13 protein-coding genes are annotated in these 21329 nt (G+C 42.2%); 4 read left to right on the forward strand and 9 right to left on the reverse strand.

Annotation, left to right across the window (positions count from 1 at the left end; all coding sequences use genetic code 11):
* Positions 1-2: 2 nt before the first annotated feature.
* The 9 genes from QVC79_RS12500 to QVC79_RS12540 form a co-directional block, all read right to left on the reverse strand.
* The gene (locus QVC79_RS12500) at positions 3-1514 is read right to left on the reverse strand and encodes a DUF3868 domain-containing protein (RefSeq protein WP_270595121.1); all 1512 of its coding nucleotides are present in this window, start codon (positions 1512-1514) and stop codon (positions 3-5) included.
* Between the two features lie 3 nt (positions 1515-1517).
* A complete protein-coding gene (locus QVC79_RS12505) occupies positions 1518-2093 on the reverse strand; it encodes a DUF3575 domain-containing protein (protein ID WP_270595123.1) in 576 nt (191 codons plus the stop codon).
* 27 nt (positions 2094-2120) lie between these two features.
* Positions 2121-3779 (reverse strand): hypothetical protein, encoded by a 1659-nt coding sequence (locus tag QVC79_RS12510; protein ID WP_270595124.1) that lies wholly within the window; start codon positions 3777-3779, stop codon positions 2121-2123.
* A 6-nt stretch (positions 3780-3785) separates the two neighbouring features.
* Positions 3786-6779: a hypothetical protein gene (locus QVC79_RS12515; RefSeq protein ID WP_270595126.1), complete on the reverse strand. Its 2994-nt coding sequence runs from the start codon at positions 6777-6779 to the stop codon at positions 3786-3788.
* A gap of 469 nt (positions 6780-7248) precedes the next feature.
* Positions 7249-10785 (reverse strand): pyruvate:ferredoxin (flavodoxin) oxidoreductase, encoded by a 3537-nt coding sequence (gene nifJ, locus QVC79_RS12520; RefSeq protein WP_270595128.1) that lies wholly within the window; start codon positions 10783-10785, stop codon positions 7249-7251.
* Between the two features lie 56 nt (positions 10786-10841).
* Positions 10842-12017, reverse strand: a complete 1176-nt coding sequence (locus tag QVC79_RS12525) for an AAA family ATPase (RefSeq protein ID WP_270595130.1) — start codon at positions 12015-12017, stop codon at positions 10842-10844.
* Positions 12018-12245: 228 nt separating this feature from the next.
* Positions 12246-14255 carry a transcription termination factor Rho gene (rho, locus tag QVC79_RS12530; protein ID WP_270595132.1) on the reverse strand — a complete coding sequence of 670 codons (2010 nt, stop codon included), beginning with the start codon at positions 14253-14255 and terminating at the stop codon, positions 12246-12248.
* 126 nt (positions 14256-14381) lie between these two features.
* Positions 14382-15008 carry a 16S rRNA (guanine(527)-N(7))-methyltransferase RsmG gene (rsmG, locus tag QVC79_RS12535; RefSeq protein ID WP_270595134.1) on the reverse strand — a complete coding sequence of 209 codons (627 nt, stop codon included), beginning with the start codon at positions 15006-15008 and terminating at the stop codon, positions 14382-14384.
* 11 nt (positions 15009-15019) lie between these two features.
* Complete coding sequence (locus tag QVC79_RS12540) at positions 15020-15970, reverse strand: lysylphosphatidylglycerol synthase transmembrane domain-containing protein (protein ID WP_270595136.1); 951 nt, start codon at positions 15968-15970, stop codon at positions 15020-15022.
* Positions 15971-16141: 171 nt separating this feature from the next.
* Here QVC79_RS12540 and rsmA point away from each other — a divergent pair, with 171 nt between their 5' ends.
* The 4 genes from rsmA (at position 16142) to QVC79_RS12560 (ending at position 21212) form a co-directional block, all read left to right on the forward strand.
* Positions 16142-16912, forward strand: coding sequence for a 16S rRNA (adenine(1518)-N(6)/adenine(1519)-N(6))-dimethyltransferase RsmA (rsmA, locus tag QVC79_RS12545; RefSeq protein ID WP_087421669.1), 771 nt, complete (start codon positions 16142-16144; stop codon positions 16910-16912).
* Between the two features lie 10 nt (positions 16913-16922).
* Positions 16923-18290 carry a magnesium transporter gene (gene mgtE, locus QVC79_RS12550; protein ID WP_087421668.1) on the forward strand — a complete coding sequence of 456 codons (1368 nt, stop codon included), beginning with the start codon at positions 16923-16925 and terminating at the stop codon, positions 18288-18290.
* A gap of 139 nt (positions 18291-18429) precedes the next feature.
* Positions 18430-19737: an acetyl-CoA hydrolase/transferase family protein gene (locus QVC79_RS12555; protein WP_124317679.1), complete on the forward strand. Its 1308-nt coding sequence runs from the start codon at positions 18430-18432 to the stop codon at positions 19735-19737.
* Positions 19738-19865: 128 nt separating this feature from the next.
* Positions 19866-21212 carry a deoxyguanosinetriphosphate triphosphohydrolase gene (locus QVC79_RS12560; protein WP_087421895.1) on the forward strand — a complete coding sequence of 449 codons (1347 nt, stop codon included), beginning with the start codon at positions 19866-19868 and terminating at the stop codon, positions 21210-21212.
* Positions 21213-21329: the final 117 nt, after the last annotated feature.

Raw genomic sequence — 21329 nt, forward strand, 5'->3', positions numbered from 1 at the left:
TCTTATTTATAAATCACCCTAGATTTCATTTCCTGATCATTCGCTTTCTTTTTACCAAGCTCCTCCAAGTTTTTTCCTGCAACTTCAAGCCCGGCATCCGAAGCTGCCTGCAAGAATCTTTCGGCAGCATCGTAGTCACCCTTCAAAAGGGCCAACACTCCCGCAGCATTCGCATATTCCGGTAATTCCTGATGTTTCACCTGAGCCAAGAATTGACCTGCCGTTTCCGTGTCTCCGCGAGAAAGTGCCGCTATTGCCGCATTCAATTTAGCAACATCATCTTCCGGGAATAATCTCACGGCAGTTTCAAACACGTTGATAAACTCACGAGATCCATTCGGGTAAGTATTTGCCACCAAGTACATCTCATTCAAACTCAAGTTCTGCGGACGCACCTTTATAATCTCCTTCGCTTCCTCCACGTTGAAATTCTTAACATGGTACTCAACCTTGCAAATGGCAACACGCAATCCCGGATAAACATTTCGAAGCAAATAACGATAAGGCACCCCTCCCTGCAACTTCATCAAACGTTCTTTTCGCTCCTGCCCGTCATAGTTATCTATGATTGATTCGACCGCAGTTTTGTAAGTGACATCAAGATTCGCCAAGGCTTTGCGCAAACCTTCCCAGTTCTCACCACCGAAAACGATGTGGTAAAGTGAAGGAGCAAACGAGTAACGTCTTGCCAGATAATTCTTCAACGCCAAAGCTCGTCCTTCAGACAATCGTTTATTACCGGCCAAAGAACCTTCCGGAGAAGCATACCCGATAAGATCCAAGCGGTTAATCGTAATATCATGATCAACATGCAATTCATCAATCATCGCCCGAATCTTCGCCAGCTCCACGGGATTATTCATGTATTCTGGCTGAATATAAGTCTGGTTCACCTCGAAGTCCAGAAAAGCCTCTACTTGTTTTTCCCGGTTTTTAATTGGTTCGGGTACGGGTTGCACGTAAGCCAGATGGGGTACCACCCGGTAAGGAACCGGAATGAAATCCAGCTTCACTGTATCAATGGTCTCCACTTCCATCCAAGCCACTTCCCCACAACCACATTCATCTTTCTGAACGTCCAGATAGGCTTCCGCCATCCAAGCTTCGAAAGGAAGAGTATAGCGATACTCTATCGTTTGATTTTCAGCTTTCACGTTTCTCACCACCTGATAATGGGTTGGGTAAGCCGATCGTTCCGAGGAACTCATCAGGGAAAGAACCCGCTCGTAGGTTAAGTACTCGTTACGCCCTTTAAGCGAAACTTTGGGAAGTTCAAGCGTGTCCGAAGAGGACACTAACCGGGGGATAATATCTACTGCCCCGGCAGACTTCACTTTCACGTGGACCAAGACAATATCCATTTCCACGTAAAGCGTTTTCCCCGCTTGTAACACTCGTACCGGATTGACATTAATAGTTCCGGTATAAGAGGATTTTGACTGGGCTGCCGAAGTTAATGTCCCTAGCAAGAAGGCCATCAACACGCAAGCCGTGTATCGTATCATTATTTTCATACTTTACTTGATTAAATAGATTAGTGAAATACCGACCTTTGTCGGACCGAAGTAATTCCGATTTCCGGATTTTAACCGGGAACCGCATTCGGCACATGGGTACTTGTCATACACGATACGGGCATATCCCAATCCGAGAGTGGCTTCAATCCCCCAACGTCTTTTCAGAATCCAAGCGTGACCGACAGAAATCCCGGCTCCATAAAGATATCCCTCGTACCGATTTTGTTTCATGTTCTCGCTGATAAAAGACCAGTCCGGCAAATTACCCACGTTAAAATCAGCATAATGAGCATGCAAACCGATAAATGTCCGCCGAAAGCGTTCACAAAACCAGTAACGAACCTCAGGCTGTATGCCCCAATGTCGCAAACGTGTCCCGTCATTAAACTTCCACGGGTTCAGATTCACCGGCACATCCAGCGTCCACTTCCGGGCCAAGCTAAATTCCACGCCTAGATTAAAGGTCGTTGTTGCATCGTATAACAGGTTTGTCTTCACGGCCACTTTCTGGGCATGCACCTCAGGAATAGCACAACAGGCAAGTAAAAAAATAAATATTAATCGTAGTTTCTTCATAGTTTCTTTTTTAGTTGATCCGCATTATCAGGAAGGATATGTCGCTTGAGTTACATAAACTTTTATTCTTTGAGTTGATCCTTTACCTATCGAGACATACACAATTCCCTCCCGGCGACTAGATGATCCGTTTTCTTCGATTTTCAAGTTAATCTTTCCATCATCCACGTATATATAATCCGGGTCATTACGGATCTCCCCGTTCCCGGGAGCTAATTGTAGCCAACCATGATTCGCGTAATCCTCCACGAAAGCCGAAACATAATACCCGTTATTAATAAATTCACCAATTGTCCTAGCATTAGCAGAAATCATATCTTGCCTTCTAACCGTGATAATCTTCCTGAGATTACCAAGATACAATTCAATCTCTCCCGAATCAAAACCTGCCAACATCTGAATCTCAACCTCTAAAGGCGAAGTCGTTGAAACCGGAATCTTTCCATCAGCAGGAGAAACAATCTTCAAGTTGCTCGTCAACGAGGTAATCGTCCTTTTTTCCGGGAACTCGGTCTTACAATCCGTGATCAAAGTAAAAGCCGTGTATATTCTAGTTGTTCCCGCACTTGCATAAATCTCAAAATGAGAATTCGTTACACCAAGATAATACTCGTTATTACTCACAATCTCATAGGCTGATTTATCTTGTACCAAAATAGTATAATCCAGATTCGTGTTCGACGCAAGAGAAGCTTTGACATCAGCTATCGAACTAAATCCTCTCCCCTTGATAGAAGTGATCGTAAAAATATACTCCGTGTTACGCTGGATATTCAACATATTCCGGTTATCATCCACGAGAGCCATCTTGTAAAAAAAGGATTCTCCGTTATAACGTCCTCGAATAATAAGATAAGTATCATTCGACGATGTATGAGTTTCGTAAACATAGAGAGGATTATCCCCCGTTGTTTGTTCTTGCGGCATAATCTCGTCCGTTTCCACTATATCTGATATATACGAATTATCCCCTCTATATTCCACTAGATTTTCGACACCAATATTCTGTTCCAGTGTTTCGGTTAAATTATGCAGTCTCGAACTCTTAGCCACATTCGTCACCGTGGTAATTCCATCCAGTATAAAACCGGGAGCCGTGTTTCTCACGACAATCCTCCCGACAGCACGTTTCAACTGCATCTGGGGCATGGTCACCCCGGTACCAATCCTAGGCAAATCGATCAAATCACTCATAGGCAACTTTTGCCCAACATAAGGCACCGTGTTCTGCGGATCTGTCAATGCCGCCGTATGCAAATTCTCACAAGCATAAGCAAGGGTCTTATTTTCAAGACAAGTACTAAAGTTCTCCGTTGAAAATGCGTATGGCATATTCCCCACGTAAAAATGACTTGCCGGATTTGCCAGTATCAACAGCCGACAGGCATCAGAAGATTCCGTCAGGTAAACATACGTTTTACCATTAAGTTCATCTGCCTGAACCGCCTCTACAAATTCCGCATTCCCATCTGTTCCCCGAAAAACAAGAACCCAAATTCCTTGCTCCACGGCTGTTTCACTCGCACTAGCCCGGGCCACAGGTAACCCGTAAGCTCCGGTTTTAGTGAATAGCTCGAACCTGATTTTTTCATCTGTAACCACAGGCCCTCCCCTTTCATCCTCTTTTATCGAACACGCCGAAAAAGATAATAACAACGTAAATAATATCAATATTCCCTTATACATCACTCATCAATTTGAACTCATTTCATCTTTCACGCAACGGATTGAATAACCGAATGTCGGCAAAATATGCAGGTGCCCGGGATTCCAGCCGGCAATCTCCACTGACCAAACTGATTTCACGATACTTCCTTGTGCAGTAGCCGTATTCGGTCCCGTAGATGAACTCCAATAATATCCAGTCTCACCAACATATTCCAGATATCCACCCCGATCCAAACGACGTCCCGCGGCCGGGAAAAAAGTCGAGGCATTATTTTCCGAATTATAAACCAATGTTCCCCGGTAAGCCACACTTGGACTGTTTATGGAAACCCCAACTCCCAGTCGAGCTGTAAGCCTTGAAGTTGTTGCAATCTGTACTTTCATCGGACGTCGATCATAGTAACCATCAGCGTAAAAACCAAACAATAAATTTATATCCTTATTGGCCACGTACGCTGGTGAGGTCTTCTCCCTGATCGCTATTTTCTCGTTTTCTTCATCTCCTTTTCCAACAAGGACCTCTGTATCGGGAATGGTCTCCCCCTGCCAAGGATTTAGCCATAAAGATTGCCTCCATTCCGAGAACGCGATATTCTCTTCTCCCTTAATCCGTTCCGTGACTGTAATTCCGTTAACATCAACATAGCCATTCCCGTACCTATAATTCGGGTAAGGTCCATTATATGAAACCTGATCAATATACCCATCTGATGGGCGATGATAACCGGGAGGACAAACCTCAACCTCTTCCCCATAGCCATACTCGTATTGCTCGTCAGACCCGGACGATGCCCATATTGGAATCTTATTCCAGTATTGGGTAGAGGTCCAGTAACCTTCGGGAGAATCCGTATTATATGGCAATGCAGGATTGTAAGCCCGGCGAATAAAGTCAGCCATATCCTCGTCTGTCTTGCTTAATGCCCACTGGTAAAAAGCTCCTGCCTGCGTGGGATAATCGACAAACTTGGCATCCCGCTTGGATGTCTTCGCGTACAAGCCCACGTAATCTTCTGTTTTATTCTTCAATTCACGATCCGTGATATTAAAGGCCGAGAATTTTCTGGCATAAGCACGAGACTTACCTTGTAAGGGCCCGTCAAGTATACTCGATTGCGGATTCATGATATAATCAGCCGCCTCTCCTTGTCGAAGATAAATCTTATACGACGGGCGCCAACCATTTTCAACTGTAGTCGCCTGCGTAAAAGTCAACGTAACCGTGGCATATCTCGGAGTTTTCTCTCCTGTACTTCCCGTATTCGGATTAGGACTTCTCCAACCAACACGGAAATAAACACGTCCCCTACCATTTATCTTAGTTCCACCACTTTCCATTTCCCCCTTCTTATATTCATTCGGACGCACGGGATATTCCTCCGGCTTACCGGGATTATCCGTTCCGACATAAGGATCGAAACTAGGTGTCGTACTCAATATAACTTGATCTTTATAAGGTTCGTCAACTTCCACTTCCCAATACCCTAAAGCATAATCCTGTTTTTCCAAACGTGGTAATTGCGTGGAAATAATCCGTTCGCCAACCTCATTTTCCCGGAAAAAAGCACCTATATATCCATAACCATTCCAATGGTCACCTTGAAAATGCGCACCATACTGGCTCGTATTCACCGTTATCTCCCGTTGAAGGCTGTTCTTCCCATTCTCATCCTCCGCCGACAATATCAACCGGAAAATAGAATGCCGCCCATCAGGATTTACCAGAGAAGTCTCCACGTCCATGTTGTACTCATCCAATAAAATATCCATATACCCGGTTCCCTCTCCACGTATAACATCATAAGTATATGCAAAACGTGTCGTTGAATTTTCCCCCGCAGCAAGTATAAGATCGTTAAATACCTTCTCCGTCTTCATCGTCTTAGAACCCGCAACAATCACGTCCGGCAACACCTTCACGACAGGCATATTCGAAGAGAATGTAATTCTGGCCCCGTTAAAGTCGGTAATGTTCACACTTATATCCGAAACATTCAGATAACGATTCTGCGCTTCCCATCCATGTTCTTCCTTTCCCCAAGGAGTAACTTGAATATTGATATTTATCGGGTCCTTGATAACGCCCGTAAGCAAAAGTGCCGAATTGTAAGGTAACGTGTAATTGTCCTTTGAAGCACCACTCACGCCCGCAGTTTGTATCTTTAAATAACAGGAAGGGCTATGTCTCTCTTCCAAATCCACCTTAAAAGTAATAGCCTTACTATCATCATTTTCAGGAGTAAAATTACTGAAAGGCAAAATAAAACGTGTAATCTTTTTTACCCAAACAATACCACGAGACCGCTGTTCCGCACTAGGCGTAACACTTGTAAAATAACCGGCATCATCCGCCAAAGTATATTTCCGGGTTTTATTTCTACCAAGTGATGTATTACTTGCTGACATCAATGTAATCCCCTCCGGAACATTAAAGAAAGTAACCCCTTTAAAATAATCTGTCAAATCTTCTTCTCCTTCCAACACAATATCCACACGTGTTGCCAGTCTTTCCAACTGCAACTCGATCTGACGCTGTATCTCTCCTCCGTCCACTCTCGCTCCATCCTGTCCCGGAAGGACCTCTACATTCTCCAACTTCTGGAACATCGGAATAGAAACACTCGATTGAAAAGCTTGTTCCGGGTACATGATACTTTCAAGATCAGCATACTCATAGATTCCATTTAATGCATCTACAATAATCACAATATTCGGCTCATTAGCCAAGAATACGAAATCATACGTACCATCATCTATCGGATGGTTAATTACTTCATTCAGCTCTGCATAATACAATTTATTGCTCACGCATCGCCCCGTATTTTTATTAAATGCAAGAATCCGAAGTCGCTCGATCTCGTTGTCAAGTGGATCCGTTGAATTCAACAGACGTCCTCCTCGCACCTGCAAATATGCCGCTGCATTCTCTGCATCATCCGCTTTCAAGCGTTCTTCAATACAGGACATCAGTAGCACAGATGCCAGAATTATCCCCAAAATATGTATTTTCTTAATCATTCCTTCCAACTATAAATAGCCTTATACACTCATATTATATTGAGATAAACAAAAAGATGTTATTTTACTTCAAACAATACCTGTATGACCGATTATTATCAATCATCATAGTTACTTTATAAAATAAGTAACTACCTTTGTCATCTGTAAAAAAATACCTGATTATTATCCATTATTCCTTTTCATTTTATACATTACAAAAATACTTTCAGGAAATCAAGAATTAGTACTATTTATAGTGTATTTACAATCTATTATGCCTCTAATGAAGTAATTAAAATTAACAAATGACCCGCATTTAGGTAATTTCACTATATGCAGGCACATTTTGTTTCATTTTTCAAAATATATTAAAACGGAGGCACGGATAACAAAAAAGAGTTGTATTTATAGCTTGACAGGGAAACCCACACAAAAAAGATCGCCCGGAAATAAATTCCGAGCGATCTTTTTCTATTATTAAGGAGTATTACTCGCCGTATTTCATTTCTGCACGACGCTTGTAACCTTCATAACGCCATTTAGCGTCAGACTGAGTCTTGGCAAACAATTGCTCAGCTTCTTCCGGAGCAGCCTTCAACAAGGAGTTGAAACGAACTTCACCCATCAGATAGTCACGGAATTTGCTATAATCCGGCTCCTTAGAATCCAATTGGAACGGGTTCTTACCCTCTTCTTCCAATGCCGGGTTATAACGGTATAATTGCCAGTATCCGCATTCAACAGCCTTCTTCTCTTCAGCTTGAGATTTACCCATGCTTGCTTTCAGACCGTGGTTGATACACGGAGCGTAAGCGATGATCAATGAAGGTCCGTCATATGCCTCTGCCTCTTTCAAAGCTTTCAAATATTGAGCTTGGTTAGATCCCATAGCAACTTGTGCAACATACACATAACCATAAGACATTGCCATTGCACCCAAATCCTTCTTGCGAACACGTTTACCGCTGGCAGCAAATTTAGCCACGGCACCAACAGGAGTTGATTTAGAAGATTGACCTCCAGTATTTGAATATACCTCGGTATCAACCACCAATACATTCACGTTATGACCGCTTGCTAACACGTGATCCAAACCGCCGTAACCGATGTCGTATGCCCATCCGTCACCACCGAAGATCCATTGAGATTTCTTCGTGAAGTAAGCCTTCAATTCTAAAATCTCTTTAGCGATAGCTGAATTTTCTTTAGCTAACGCAGCAGACATATTGTCGCTGACAGCTAAAGTCTTCTCTCCATCCTCGAAAGCAGCAAGCCATTCGTTAACAGCAGCCTGAGTTTCGGCAGAGAAACTTGACAAGTTCTCTTCCAACAATCTCTTAGCACGGTCACGCAAACGGTTATTACCCTCTGCCATTCCAAGACCATACTCGGCATTATCCTCGAACAATGAATTAGCCCAAGCTACACCACGTCCTGATTGATAATTCTTGCAATACGGAGTTGAAGGAGCTGAACCTCCATAGATTGAGGTACATCCGGTAGCATTAGCCACCATCATTCTCTCTCCGAACAATTGAGTAATTAATTTAATATACGGAGTCTCACCACAACCGGCACAAGCTCCGGAGAACTCGAACAAAGGTTGTTGGAACTGAGAATTTTTCACGTTATTCGGCTCAACTACTTTCTTGTAGCCAACCTTTTTATCCATGTATTCGAAACGAACGATTTCAGATTCTTGAGATTCAAGCGGTTTCATTACCAATGCTTTCTCCTTAGCCGGACAAACATCGGCACAGTTACCACAACCCGTACAATCTAACGGAGATACTTGAATCTTAAACTTCAATCCTGCAAGTTCCTTACCAATAGCCGGCTTGGTTTCTGTTCCAGCAGGAGCGGCAGCTAATTCAGCGTCAGAAATCAAGAACGGACGAATAGCAGCGTGAGGACAAACGTAAGCACATTGATTACATTGAATACAATTATTCACTTGCCATTCCGGAACATTAATAGCGATTCCGCGTTTTTCGAACTTAGAAGTTCCGGCAGGGAAAGTTCCGTCTTCACGTCCAGCAAATGCACTAACAGGAAGATCATCCCCTTTTTGTGCGTTCATCACGTCAACCACGTTACGGATAAATTCCGGACGTTTTTCGTCACAAACACATGCTTCGTCTTTCAAGTTTGCCCATTCAGCAGGAACAGTAACTTTCACTACGTTTTCAGCCAAACCACCCGCATCAACAGCAGCATAGTTCATCTTCACAATAGCCTCACCCTTCTTTCCGTATGACTTGTCGATAGCTTTTTTCATCTCACTAACAGCCAAATCGTAAGGAATCACGTTCGTGATTTTAAAGAATGCAGACTGCATGATCGTGTTCGTACGGTTACCCAAACCTAATTGTTGACCGATCTTCGTTCCGTTGATAATATAGAAATTAATTTCGTTTTCAGCCAAATAACGTTTCATTGCATTCGGAAGATGCTCTCCCACCTCTTTTTCATCCCAAAGAGAGTTTAACAAGAAAGAACCACCTTTCTTCAAACCTTTCAATACATCATACATGTGAATGTATGCAGGCACGTGACAAGCCACGAAGTCAGGAGTAGTTACCAAATAGGTTGAACGAATAGGATCATCCCCGAAACGAAGGTGAGAAGCCGTAAAACCTCCTGATTTCTTAGAGTCATAAGCGAAATAAGCTTGGCAATATTTATTGGTAGCTCCACCGATAATCTTGATAGAGTTCTTATTAGCACCTACAGTTCCGTCAGAACCTAATCCGTAGAACTTAGCCTCATACATGTGGTCTGAGTTCACTTTTACTTCCGGTTCAATAGGAAGAGAACGGAAAGTTACATCATCCACGATACCAAGAGTGAATTGGTTCTTCGGCTCGTTCATAGCCAAGTTCTTGTAAACAGCAATGATTTGTCCCGGAGTTACATCCTTAGAACCTAATCCATAACGTCCGCCAACGATCACCGGGGCATTCTTCTGACCATAGAACACGTCTTTCACGTCAAGATACAACGGATCTCCGTTTGCACCCGGCTCTTTCGTACGGTCAAGCACTGCAATACGTTTTACCGTAGCAGGAACAGCTTCCATGAAATATTTAGCAGAGAACGGACGATACAAATGAACAGCGATCATACCCACTTTCTCGCCATTAGCAAGCTTGTAATCGATCACCTCACGGATAGTCTCGGTTACAGAACCCATAGCGATAATGATATTCTCGGCATCTTTAGCTCCGTAATAAACGAACGGACGATAGGTACGACCGGTAATCTTGGACATTTCATCCATATAACCAGCCACAATATCAGGAACTGCATCGTAGAACTTGTTAGCCGCCTCTCTCCCCTGGAAATACACATCCGGATTTTGAGCGGTTCCCTTTGTTACAGGGTTCTCAGAATTCTGAGCCCGATCACGGAACTCCTGCAAAGCCTTCATGTCAACCAAGCCACGAATATCTTCCATATCCAACTCTTCGATCTTCTGGATCTCGTGAGAAGTACGGAAACCGTCAAAGAAATTAACGAAAGGAACTCTTGACTTGATAGCCGTCAAGTGTGATACAGCAGAAAGGTCCATTACTTCCTGTACAGAACCGGAAGCCAACATAGCAAAACCAGTTTGACGGGCAGCGTAAACGTCTGCATGATCACCAAAAATAGAAAGTGCATGAGCAGCCAAAGCACGAGCACTCACGTGGAACACGCAAGGAAGTAACTCTCCTGCAATCTTATACATATTAGGAATCATCAATAATAATCCCTGAGAAGCCGTGTAAGTCGTGGTTAACGCACCAGCTTGTAAAGAACCGTGAACAGCTCCGGCAGCACCTGCCTCTGATTGCATTTCCATCACTCTTACAGTCTCCCCGAACAGGTTCTTTCTACCTTTAGCAGCCCATTCGTCTACATACTCAGCCATCGGAGACGACGGAGTAATAGGATAGATACACGATACCTCGCTGAACATGTAAGCTACATGAGCAGCGGCCGCATTACCATCACATGTGATAAATTTCTTTTCTTTTGCCATTTTTTTAAACATTAACTAACAATAGTTGATCATTCTATTTAAGATTCTTATTTCTCTCAATACACAAAACCGGCAAGCCACAAGGGTATGACATTCTTTTTACCTCGTTCGATCATATCGGTCATCAGAATTACTGAATCCCGGACTCGCCCTTTATCTCCTTGTTGCCGTACGGAAACCTCATATTTCTGGTTCACGAACAAATCTTCATTTCCAGAAAAATTCAATTTTGCCACGGCACATAACTGACTAATTAAAAATGTTTTTCGAATCATCAATGAATCTGTCTGATCCAGACAAACTGCATTCAACAAGTTCGGATTATGCAAAAATACTTGATTCGGCTTTAACCCGTTCTCATCATCACTTTCCCGATCAAACAACAAGGTCAACAACCGAGCATTCTTCATGTAATGCAGGTAATTCAATACCGTTGCACGAGAAACACCAATCTGGGCACTCAACTTACTGATATTAATATTACTATTACCATTTGCCACGATAAAAAGTAATTGTTTCAATTTTGTCAAGTACTTCAGTTCAATTTGATTATTGTACGGAATATCAAACTCCAATGTTAAGTTGATGTTTTTCAGCAAATAATCAATATGTGATTTCTCCTCCAAATATATAGGATAATAACCATATTTCAAATAGCTATTAAAAAAAGCTAACGGACGTACTTTCTCCAAAATATCATTCACGATCTCCTCGTGATGTTCCACGATTTCCTCGAAAGAATAAACAGGAAACTTATATCCTGTTTCTAACTCCAAAAACTCTCGAAACGACAAACCGCTCAGGTTGTACATCTCCACAATTCCATGCAAATATTTGTTGGATTTGACCCGTAAAATAGAAGATGCGGTGAAAACGATCTGCAAATCCGGGAAACGATCGTAAGCCTCCCGCAATTCCCGGTCCCAATTTGGATACTTATGGATCTGATCCAGCAACAATACTTTCCCTCCCAGCTTGTAGAAACGTTCCACGAAATTAAACAATCCTTCCATCGCAAAGAACAAGTTATTAATGTTCACGTAAAGACAAGAAGGATCGTCCTTGTAATGATCCTTGCAAAAATCTAGTAGGAAATTGGTCTTTCCCACACCACGACTTCCCTTTATCGCAATCAACCGGGCACGAGAATCTATCGTATCCAATAAACCGCGACGGATAGCCGACGTCCTTTCTTTCATCAGGATCTTATGCGTGTTACGTAAACTCTCCATTTTTTATTCTTTGCAATGCAAAGGTAATAAAAAAAGCATGGTTTTGTAATCTACATGTTGCAAAACATACATTTCATTGCCATTTCATACATCCCAATGAACATTCATTCACGCATAACCCGCTACACCATTGCGATATAAGCACGTACTTAAAATGATTCTATATTTGAGGCATCAAAAAAGCGAGTCCAAATGAACTCGCTTTTCCATATTATAAAACTTATAAAACTATTTATCATTCATCGAGATCAAAAATTCCTCGTTAGATTTCGTCTTTTCCAAACGATCCTTCACGAATTGCATTGCCTCAACAGAATTCATATCCGTCAGATAGTTACGCAAAATCCAGATACGGTTCAACGTGTAGTCCTCCAACAACAAGTCATCACGACGCGTGCTTGATGCCGTAATATCCACAGCCGGGTAAATACGACGGTTGGACAATTTGCGGTCTAACTGTAACTCCATATTTCCAGTACCCTTGAATTCCTCGAAAATCACGTCGTCCATTTTTGAACCGGTCTCTGTCAACGCAGTTGCCAGAATCGTCAACGAACCACCATTTTCGATATTACGGGCTGCACCAAAGAACCGTTTCGGTTTGTGTAATGCATTTGCATCCACACCACCGGAAAGCACCTTTCCAGATGCAGGAGACACCGTGTTATAAGCACGAGCCAGACGAGTAATTGAATCCAACAGGATCACCACGTCGTGTCCACACTCAACCATACGTTTAGCCTTTTCCAACACGATATTAGCCACCTTCACGTGACGCTCTGCCGGCTCGTCGAAAGTAGAGGCAATCACCTCCGCATTCACGCTACGAGCCATATCGGTTACCTCTTCCGGACGCTCGTCAATCAACAGGATGATCAAATACACTTCAGGATGATTGGCTGAAATTGCATTAGCAATTTCTTTCAGCAACATCGTCTTACCCGTTTTCGGCTGAGCCACAATCAAACCGCGCTGGCCTTTACCGATCGGGGCAAACATATCCACCACACGAGTAGAAATCGTAGCCCGCCCACTTCCAGTAAGATTGAATTTCTCATTCGGGAAAAGCGGGGTTAAGTGATCAAACGGGATTCGGTCACGCACCGCTTCCGGAGACTTCCCGTTAATTTTCGATACTTTAATCAACGGGAAATACTTCTCTCCTTCTTTCGGGGGACGCACGGTTCCTTCCACCGTGTCACCCGTTGACAAACCAAATAACTTGATCTGACTTTGAGACACGTAAATATCATCCGGAGAATTCAAGTAATTATAATCAGAAGATCTAAGGAATCCATACCCGTCAGGCATGATTTCCAACACACCCGAATTTAAAATAATTCCTTCGAACTCGTAATATTTATCGCGTTTATCAAAACGCATCTTGTTTTGACTTTCTTTTCTTTCTTCAAACTCAGCAGGAACACTTTCATAATTCTCATTTTCAGCCTCACCCTTAACGCCAGATTCATTTTCGACATCTTCAAACTCATTCTCTTCCACATCTTGACGAATGGTTTCTTCATCTCTCTCAACACGTCTATTCCGTTTTACAAACTTCGGACGGCTGGGTCTTTCTGCCACTTGTTCCTCTTTAACAACCTCTTCAACCGCCTTTTCCTCTTTCACCTCTTCTTTTCCTTCTTCACTTTTCACCTCTTCCCGCTTGGTTTGTTTCCGGTTACGCTTATCGAAAAACTTACGGTCTTGCTTTTGTCCGGCTTGCTCACGTTTAGGAGCCTCTGAAGTTTCATTCTTTACTTCCGTTTCCTGTGGTTCTGCAACAACCTCTCCTTTTTTCTCTACAACAATACCGTTTTCCGTACGACTGAAAACCAGATCCTTATCCAAAATATCACTATGCACGACATTGATCGGCTGCACTTCCTCTACGGGTAAAACTGCATCTTTCTTTTCGGGAGCCTCTTTGACAGTTTCATTTTGGGTTTTCTCCTGTTTCGCATCGGCCTTCTTATCTTTATTCCGATTAAATTTGGCCAATCCACCTTTGGAATCTCCCACTTTTTCAGCACCTCCCCTTATCACTCGCACACGAGGTTTCTTCTCCTTCGGTTCAACGGGAGCTGTTTCCTCGGTAGCAATCATGGCTTGCTGATCTAAAATTTTGTATATTAATTCTTTCTTTTTAAAGGATTCAATCCTTTTAACATTCAGTTCTTTTGCAATTTGACGCAAATCTGAAAGTAACTTTTCATTCAGTTCTAAAATATCGTACATATAGTCACGTTATATTTGGATAATTTTCATTACGTAAGTAAAATCACCCGGCATGAACCAGGTGGAAATGTAAACTGCGACAAATTTAAGAAGAATTCTTCTTATTCCCAAATCGTTAATAGAAAATTATTTGAGGAATTTCATATAAATTAATTTCTTCGTTTCGAAAAACTCTTCCTCAAAAAAATCAGGAATATTATAAACAGAAATTTTATCCTTGAAATCCCGAATCTCTTCTTCAAAATCCCCTCCCTTCAGATACAAAATCCCATTGGACAAATCGTTGAAACTATTCTCTCGAATACGCTTTCTGGTCAAGGCTACAAAAGCCGGAAAAGCCGTCACGGCACGACTCACGATAAAATCAAATTTTTCTTTCATCGTCTCTACTCTCAATTGCCTTGCTATCACATTTTTTAAGCCTAAAGCTCCTGCAACACCCTCTACCACTTTAATTTTCTTCCCGATAGAATCTACCAAGAAAAAATCTACCTCCGGGAACATAATAGCCAACGGAATTCCGGGAAAACCTCCTCCCGTTCCGACATCCAACACTTTTGTCCCCGCTTTGAAAGAAATCACCTTTGCTATCGCCAAAGAATGTAAAACATGATGCACGTTCAAAGCATCTATATCTTTCCTCGAAATCACATTGATCTTTTCATTCCATTCCCGGTAAAGCCCCTCCAATTGTTGGAACTGTTCCGACTGTCTCTCACTTAACCCGGTAAAATATTTTTCAACAATATCCATAAACATGAAATTTACTTCCGATTATATATTGGCAAGAATAACAAACACAACACGCCTACCACAATATACAACAACGTCATCGTGCCGTGAGTCAATAAAGCAAATGTCTTGGACAGACTGGCAATTTCTTCCGTATGCGGTAAATAAATCATCAAGGCTGCAATCACCATGAAATGCCACGCACCCACGCCACCTTGTACCGGAGCCACCATCCCGTAACTGGAAAGAACAAACACGGTCAAACCAACCATCGGTCCCAAGTGAGAGGTGAACTGGAAACAGAAGAAACAAACGTATAGCATCAGAAAATACATCAGCCAGATAAAAATCGTATGACCGACAAATAACCACTTATGTTTCACGTCCTTCACGGTCAATAAACCTTCTTTCATTCCCGATAAAAAATGATGTAACCGGGTGAAGAAAGTACCTTTTCGTACAAACCAGAAGAAACCTGCCACCCCCACGATCAATACTCCCAACACCACGTAAGTCCATGGGGAATGAAACATCGTGTATAACTTTTGTTTAATCTCTTCATTATTATTCAGGAATATCCCGACCTGTTTAAATTGCGAAACGACAACAACCAAAGTAAGCAACAGCAACATAATCATGTCAAATACCCGCTCGGTAACCACCGTTCCCAATAACTTCGAGAATGGCACATTCTCATATTTACTCACCACTCCGCAACGGGTAAACTCACCCATCCGGGGGATCGCCATATTAGCAAAATAACCAATCATCACCCCCATAAAACTATTCATGAAAGAAATCTGGTATCCCATAGATTTCGTCAACATCTGCCAACGCAGAGAACGACTCACGTGGCTAAGTAAACCGAAAACAATCGCTACCCATATCCACGTATAGTCGACATCATCACGCAAAACCTTCATCAAGTCATCGAAATTTTGATCTCGATACACCAGCCAGAACAAAAAAACTGTTACCAGCAAAAAGGCAAAAAACTTTATAACCTGTTTATAAAATGGCTTCATCCACAAAATTCGTCAAGATTGACACTCTAATAATTTTCACAAATCAAAATAAAAGCATTATTTTGTAAGTCGTTTGCAAAAGTAAATAAATAATTGGAAGTTTAACCCATAACACCCTGAATTCATACTATGAGTATCGTTCGAGCAAAAAAACATCTGGGACAACATTTTTTGAAAGACCAAAACATCGCTTGTAAAATCACGGCGAGTTTACTACCTGTCACCAAAGGGGTTCTGGAAATCGGGCCGGGTATGGGAGTACTGACACGTCATTTATTAAAAGATACGAAATTTTCCGTGCTTGCCATTGACATCGACCAAGAGTCCATTGACTACCTGCACGAAGAGCTACCTGCCCATAAAGAGCAGATTATTTACGGGGATTTTCTAAAATCGGATATTCGAAATTTTTACACAGAACCGTTTTCGATCATCGGGAATCTTCCTTATAACATCTCTTCGCAAATCTTTTTCCGTATCCTAGAAAACCGGGATCTAATACCCCAAGTCGTCTGTATGATACAAAAAGAGGTGGCCGAACGCATCAGCGCCTCTCACGGGAACAAAACATATGGGATTTTAAGCGTATTCCTACAAACATTTTACGACATCGAGTATCTTTTCACCGTGGGAGAACAGGTTTTCGATCCACCACCAAAAGTAAAATCCGCCGTAATCCGACTCATCCGGAATAAAAGGGAAAAACTCGATTGTGACGAAAAACTTTTTTTCAATATCGTAAAATCAGGTTTCAATCAACGACGAAAAACCTTACGTAATTCTTTAAAATCAATTATTTCTCCGGATTTTGCCTCAGAAACGTTATCTTTGCGCCCGGAACAATTAAGTGTAGAGGATTTCATTACACTATGTAAAGAGATTCAGCAGGCAAACAAGTAATTGATGAACTATGCAACAGTTTGAACTCTCGGAAGAATTAGTTTCCCAGATAGAGGGACTGATAAAAGCGGATAATAAAGAAGATGTCGCCAAGTTGGTAGAACCTCTTCATCCGGCGGATATTGCCGAAATCATGAATGAATTGGACACCAAAGAAGCCCAATTCCTGTTTCTGTTGCTAGATGAAGAGAAAGCCGGAGACGTTCTGGCAGAAATCGAAGAAGACGAAAGACAACGATTTATCGATTCTTTCCCCCCGGAAGTTATAGCCAAACGTTTCGTGGACAACATGGACACGGACGATGCCGCCGACCTCGTGGGTAGTATGCCCAACGAACAGCAGCAAGAAGTTCTTTCACACATGGAAGACCTCGAACAAGCGGGAGACATCGTCGATCTGTTGCATTACGACGAAGATTCTGCTGGTGGACTTATGGGTAAAGAACTAGTGAAAGTCAACGAGAATTGGACCGTCCTCACCTGTCTACGCGAACTTAGTAGACAAGCAGAGAACCTAGATGAAATATTCTACATCTACGTCGTTGATGACGACAACATCTTGAAAGGAAGACTTTCATTGAAAAAGATGATTCTTTCCCCGACATCTACCAAAATCCAAAGTATATATAACCCGGACGTAACCTACGTGACCACCGATGAACCGGCCGAATCCGTGGGACGTATCATGCAGAAGTACGATTTAGTCGCCATTCCTGTAGTTGACTCTATCGGCCGACTTGTCGGTCGAATCACGATCGACGACGTGGTTGACGTGATCCGGGAAGAAGCAGAAAAAGACTACCAGATGATGTCCGGTATCTCACAGGACGTGGAATCATCTGACACGATCTGGGACCAGACCAAAGCACGTCTTCCGTGGCTGATCATCGGTTTATTCGGAGGAATGCTTGCAGCCTATATGATTTCTTTCTACGAGGCAGACATTGCCCTATTCCCAGCAACAGCCATGTTCATTCCTGTTATCACCGCCATGGGGGGAAACGTGGGTATCCAGTCTTCCGCCATCGTGGTAAAAGGACTTGCCTCCAACACCCTGACATCAAAAAACATATTACAGAGTATTTCAAAAGAAATTTCATGTGCAGTCATAAATGCCTGCATCTGTTCTTCCATCATTTTTATCCTATCCCTTTGTTTCAACCTAACATCACTTGCCATGCCCATCACGGTAACTATATCCTTATTTATCGTGATCATGTTCGCATCCATGTTCGGTACAGCTTTTCCTCTATTACTCAACAAATTAAAAATAGATCCGGCACTTGCCACCGGTCCGTTTATCACCTTAACGAACGACATCATCGGTTTGAACATTTATCTTTTCACGGGAAAGGCCATTCTAGGCTGGCTACTGTAAGTAAAAACCGTGTCACAAATTGAACACTAATAATTACGGAAAAAATTGTTTAATTAAAAGAGTGTTGTTAACTTGCACCCCTCTTTCAAGAGGTTAGCTAATAATTAAATCATAAGAAATCAAAACAAAATAACTTGCTATGTATCAAGGAATCAAAACAGTGTCATTTGAAGAGGCTGTAAAAGTTGTAAAATCCGGAGACCGGATTCACATTCACAGTGTGGCTTGTGCCCCCCAAGGTCTAATTCAAGCTCTTTGCAACAGAGGACGTGCAGGAGAATTGAGAGACGTCAAGTTGCAACACTTGCACACGGAAGGTAGTGCCCCGTATGCAGAAGCAGAATTCGAAGGAATCTTCTTCCTAGAATCCTATTTCGTGGGCAGTAACGTGCGTAAACCGACTCAAGAAGGATATGCAGATTATGTACCCGTTCATTTGAGTGAAACCCAGAAACTGATCAGAAGCGGTATTCACCCGGTTGATGTTGCCATGATCCAAGTTTGTCCCCCGGACAAGCATGGTTTTGTATCCATGGGAACCTCTGTTGATGCCACGTTAGCTGCCGTACAGAATGCGAAAACAGTTATTGGTGTTATCAACCCGAACGTTCCTAGAGCATGGGGAGATGCTATCATCAAATTATCAGATATCGACATCTTCTGCGAGGACAATACCCCGCTTATCGAAGCTCATCCGGCAACATTAACAGAGCAAGATATTGCTATCGGTAAAAATGTAGCCTCTTTGATCGAAGACGGAGCTACCCTGCAAATGGGAATCGGAGCAATCCCTAATGCGGTACTTTCCCAACTAGGCAACCACAAAAACTTAGGTATTCACACGGAAATGTTTGCTGACGGCGTATTACCCTTGTATGAAAAAGGTGTTGTCAACAACATGAATAAGAAATTCGACAAAGGTAAGATCGTATCAACCTTCTTGATGGGATCAAAAAGAGTATATGACTTCATCGATGATAACCCGGGAGTAGCCATGATGGATGTAGGTTACACGAACGATCCGTTCATCATCGCACAACAACCGAAAATGACAGCTATCAACTCAGCCCTTTCCGTTGACATCACGGGTCAAGTCAACGCAGACTCTTTAGGTATTAAATTTTACAGTGGTAGTGGTGGTCAATTAGACTTCATCCGCGGAGCAGCAGCCAGCGAAGGAGGAAAACCGATTATTGCATTACCGGCAGTAACAAACAAAGGCGTGAGCAAAATTTGCCCGACCTTGTTAAACGGAGCTGGAGTTGTTACCACCCGTTTCGATGTACACTACATTGTTACGGAATTCGGTATCGCAGACCTTTACGGTAAAACCCTTCAGGAAAGAGCAAAGACTTTAATCAATATTGCTCATCCCGATCACCGAGAAACGCTCGATAAAGCAGCATTCGAAAGATTTGGTAGTCACTACCACTTCATTTCAAAATAAAGATCGAAAGAGGAAGCAGTTTGCTTCCTCTTCTTTTTATTACTACATTTGTATAACCGTTACAGGTCTCCAATTGACATACTTTACTTAAACCTGTAACCTATAAATTTGTAATCTGAACTACCATGATGGACTGGAATAAATTATTATCATCGAGACGTTATCAACCGGGAAGTACTATCACCATGTTTCGTTCTCATGACCGATCACAATTTCAAAGAGACTACGATCGTTTAATCTTTTCCTCACCGTTTCGACGATTACAAAATAAAACTCAGGTATTCCCGTTACCGGGCAATATCTTTGTACATAACCGTCTAACTCATAGCCTAGAAGTAGCTAGCGTGGGACGTTCGCTAGGAAACAAAATTGCACAATTTGTTAAAACCAAAGAGGCATTAGAGCACCCAGAAATCCTCGAAGAAATCGGAACCATTGTTAGTACGGCCTGTTTAGCTCACGATTTGGGGAATCCTCCTTTCGGACATTCCGGCGAAGAGGCTATTTCTTATTTTTTCACGGAAGGAGAAGGGCAATACTTGAAAAAACTCCTAACGGACGAGGAATGGGCTGACATCAGTCATTTCGAAGGTAACGCAAATGCTTTTCGGTTATTAACCCATAGCTTTAACGGACGCAGGCCAGGTGGTTACACAATGACCTTTACCACTCTTGCATCCATTGTTAAATACCCATTTGAATCTAAAGCCTCCCTCAAAGGACATAAATACGGATTTTTTCAAAGTGAAAAAGAAATATACAAGGAAGTAGCCGAAGAACTTGGTATTATCCAACTCAACTCAAAACCTTTGCAATACGTCCGCCATCCACTCGTTTATCTAGTTGAAGCTGCCGACGATATTTGCTATCAGATCATGGATATTGAAGACTCTCACAAGCTAAAAATTCTATCCTATGATGAAACTACCCGGATACTTCTTAATTTCTACGACAAAGATACAGACAAGGAAGATTTAAAGACGATCTCCAGAACCTTCAAAATTGTCACGGACAAAAACGAATGTATCGCATTTCTACGTGCAGGTATTATTAATAAATTAATCAATGCCTGTGCAGACATCTTTTGCCAAAACTACGAGGCAATCATGAACGGAACCTTTCAAGGCAGCTTGATACATCACTTAACAGGCACCAATAAACAAGCCTATGAAACCTGTACTGAATTAGCCTATTCCCGGATTTATCACACGAATATCGTTACACAAATACAGATTGCAGGTTTCAAAATCCTTGCCACCATATTAAAAGAATATATTGATGCTGTTCTGAAACCAGAAACCTATTATGCCCGGAATATTCTATCCGTTATGCCAGAACAATACAAAGTTCATCAAGATGATTCCATTTACACGAAAATACAAACGGTAACGGATTACGTCTCAGGAATGACGGATTCTTACGCTTTAAATTTATATCGTAAAATAAAAGGTATCGAGTTACCAGAAATCAGATAAATTGCCTTCGGCAAGTTACAGGTTACAAGTTGGCAGTTAGAGGTTCTCCACGAGACAAAATAAAAAAGAGCGAGTCTTTTGAACTCGCTCTCTCTTCTAAATTCGGCATCGACCTAC

This window comes from Butyricimonas sp., from assembly GCF_019423355.1.
Lineage (GTDB): Bacteria > Bacteroidota > Bacteroidia > Bacteroidales > Marinifilaceae > Butyricimonas > Butyricimonas faecihominis.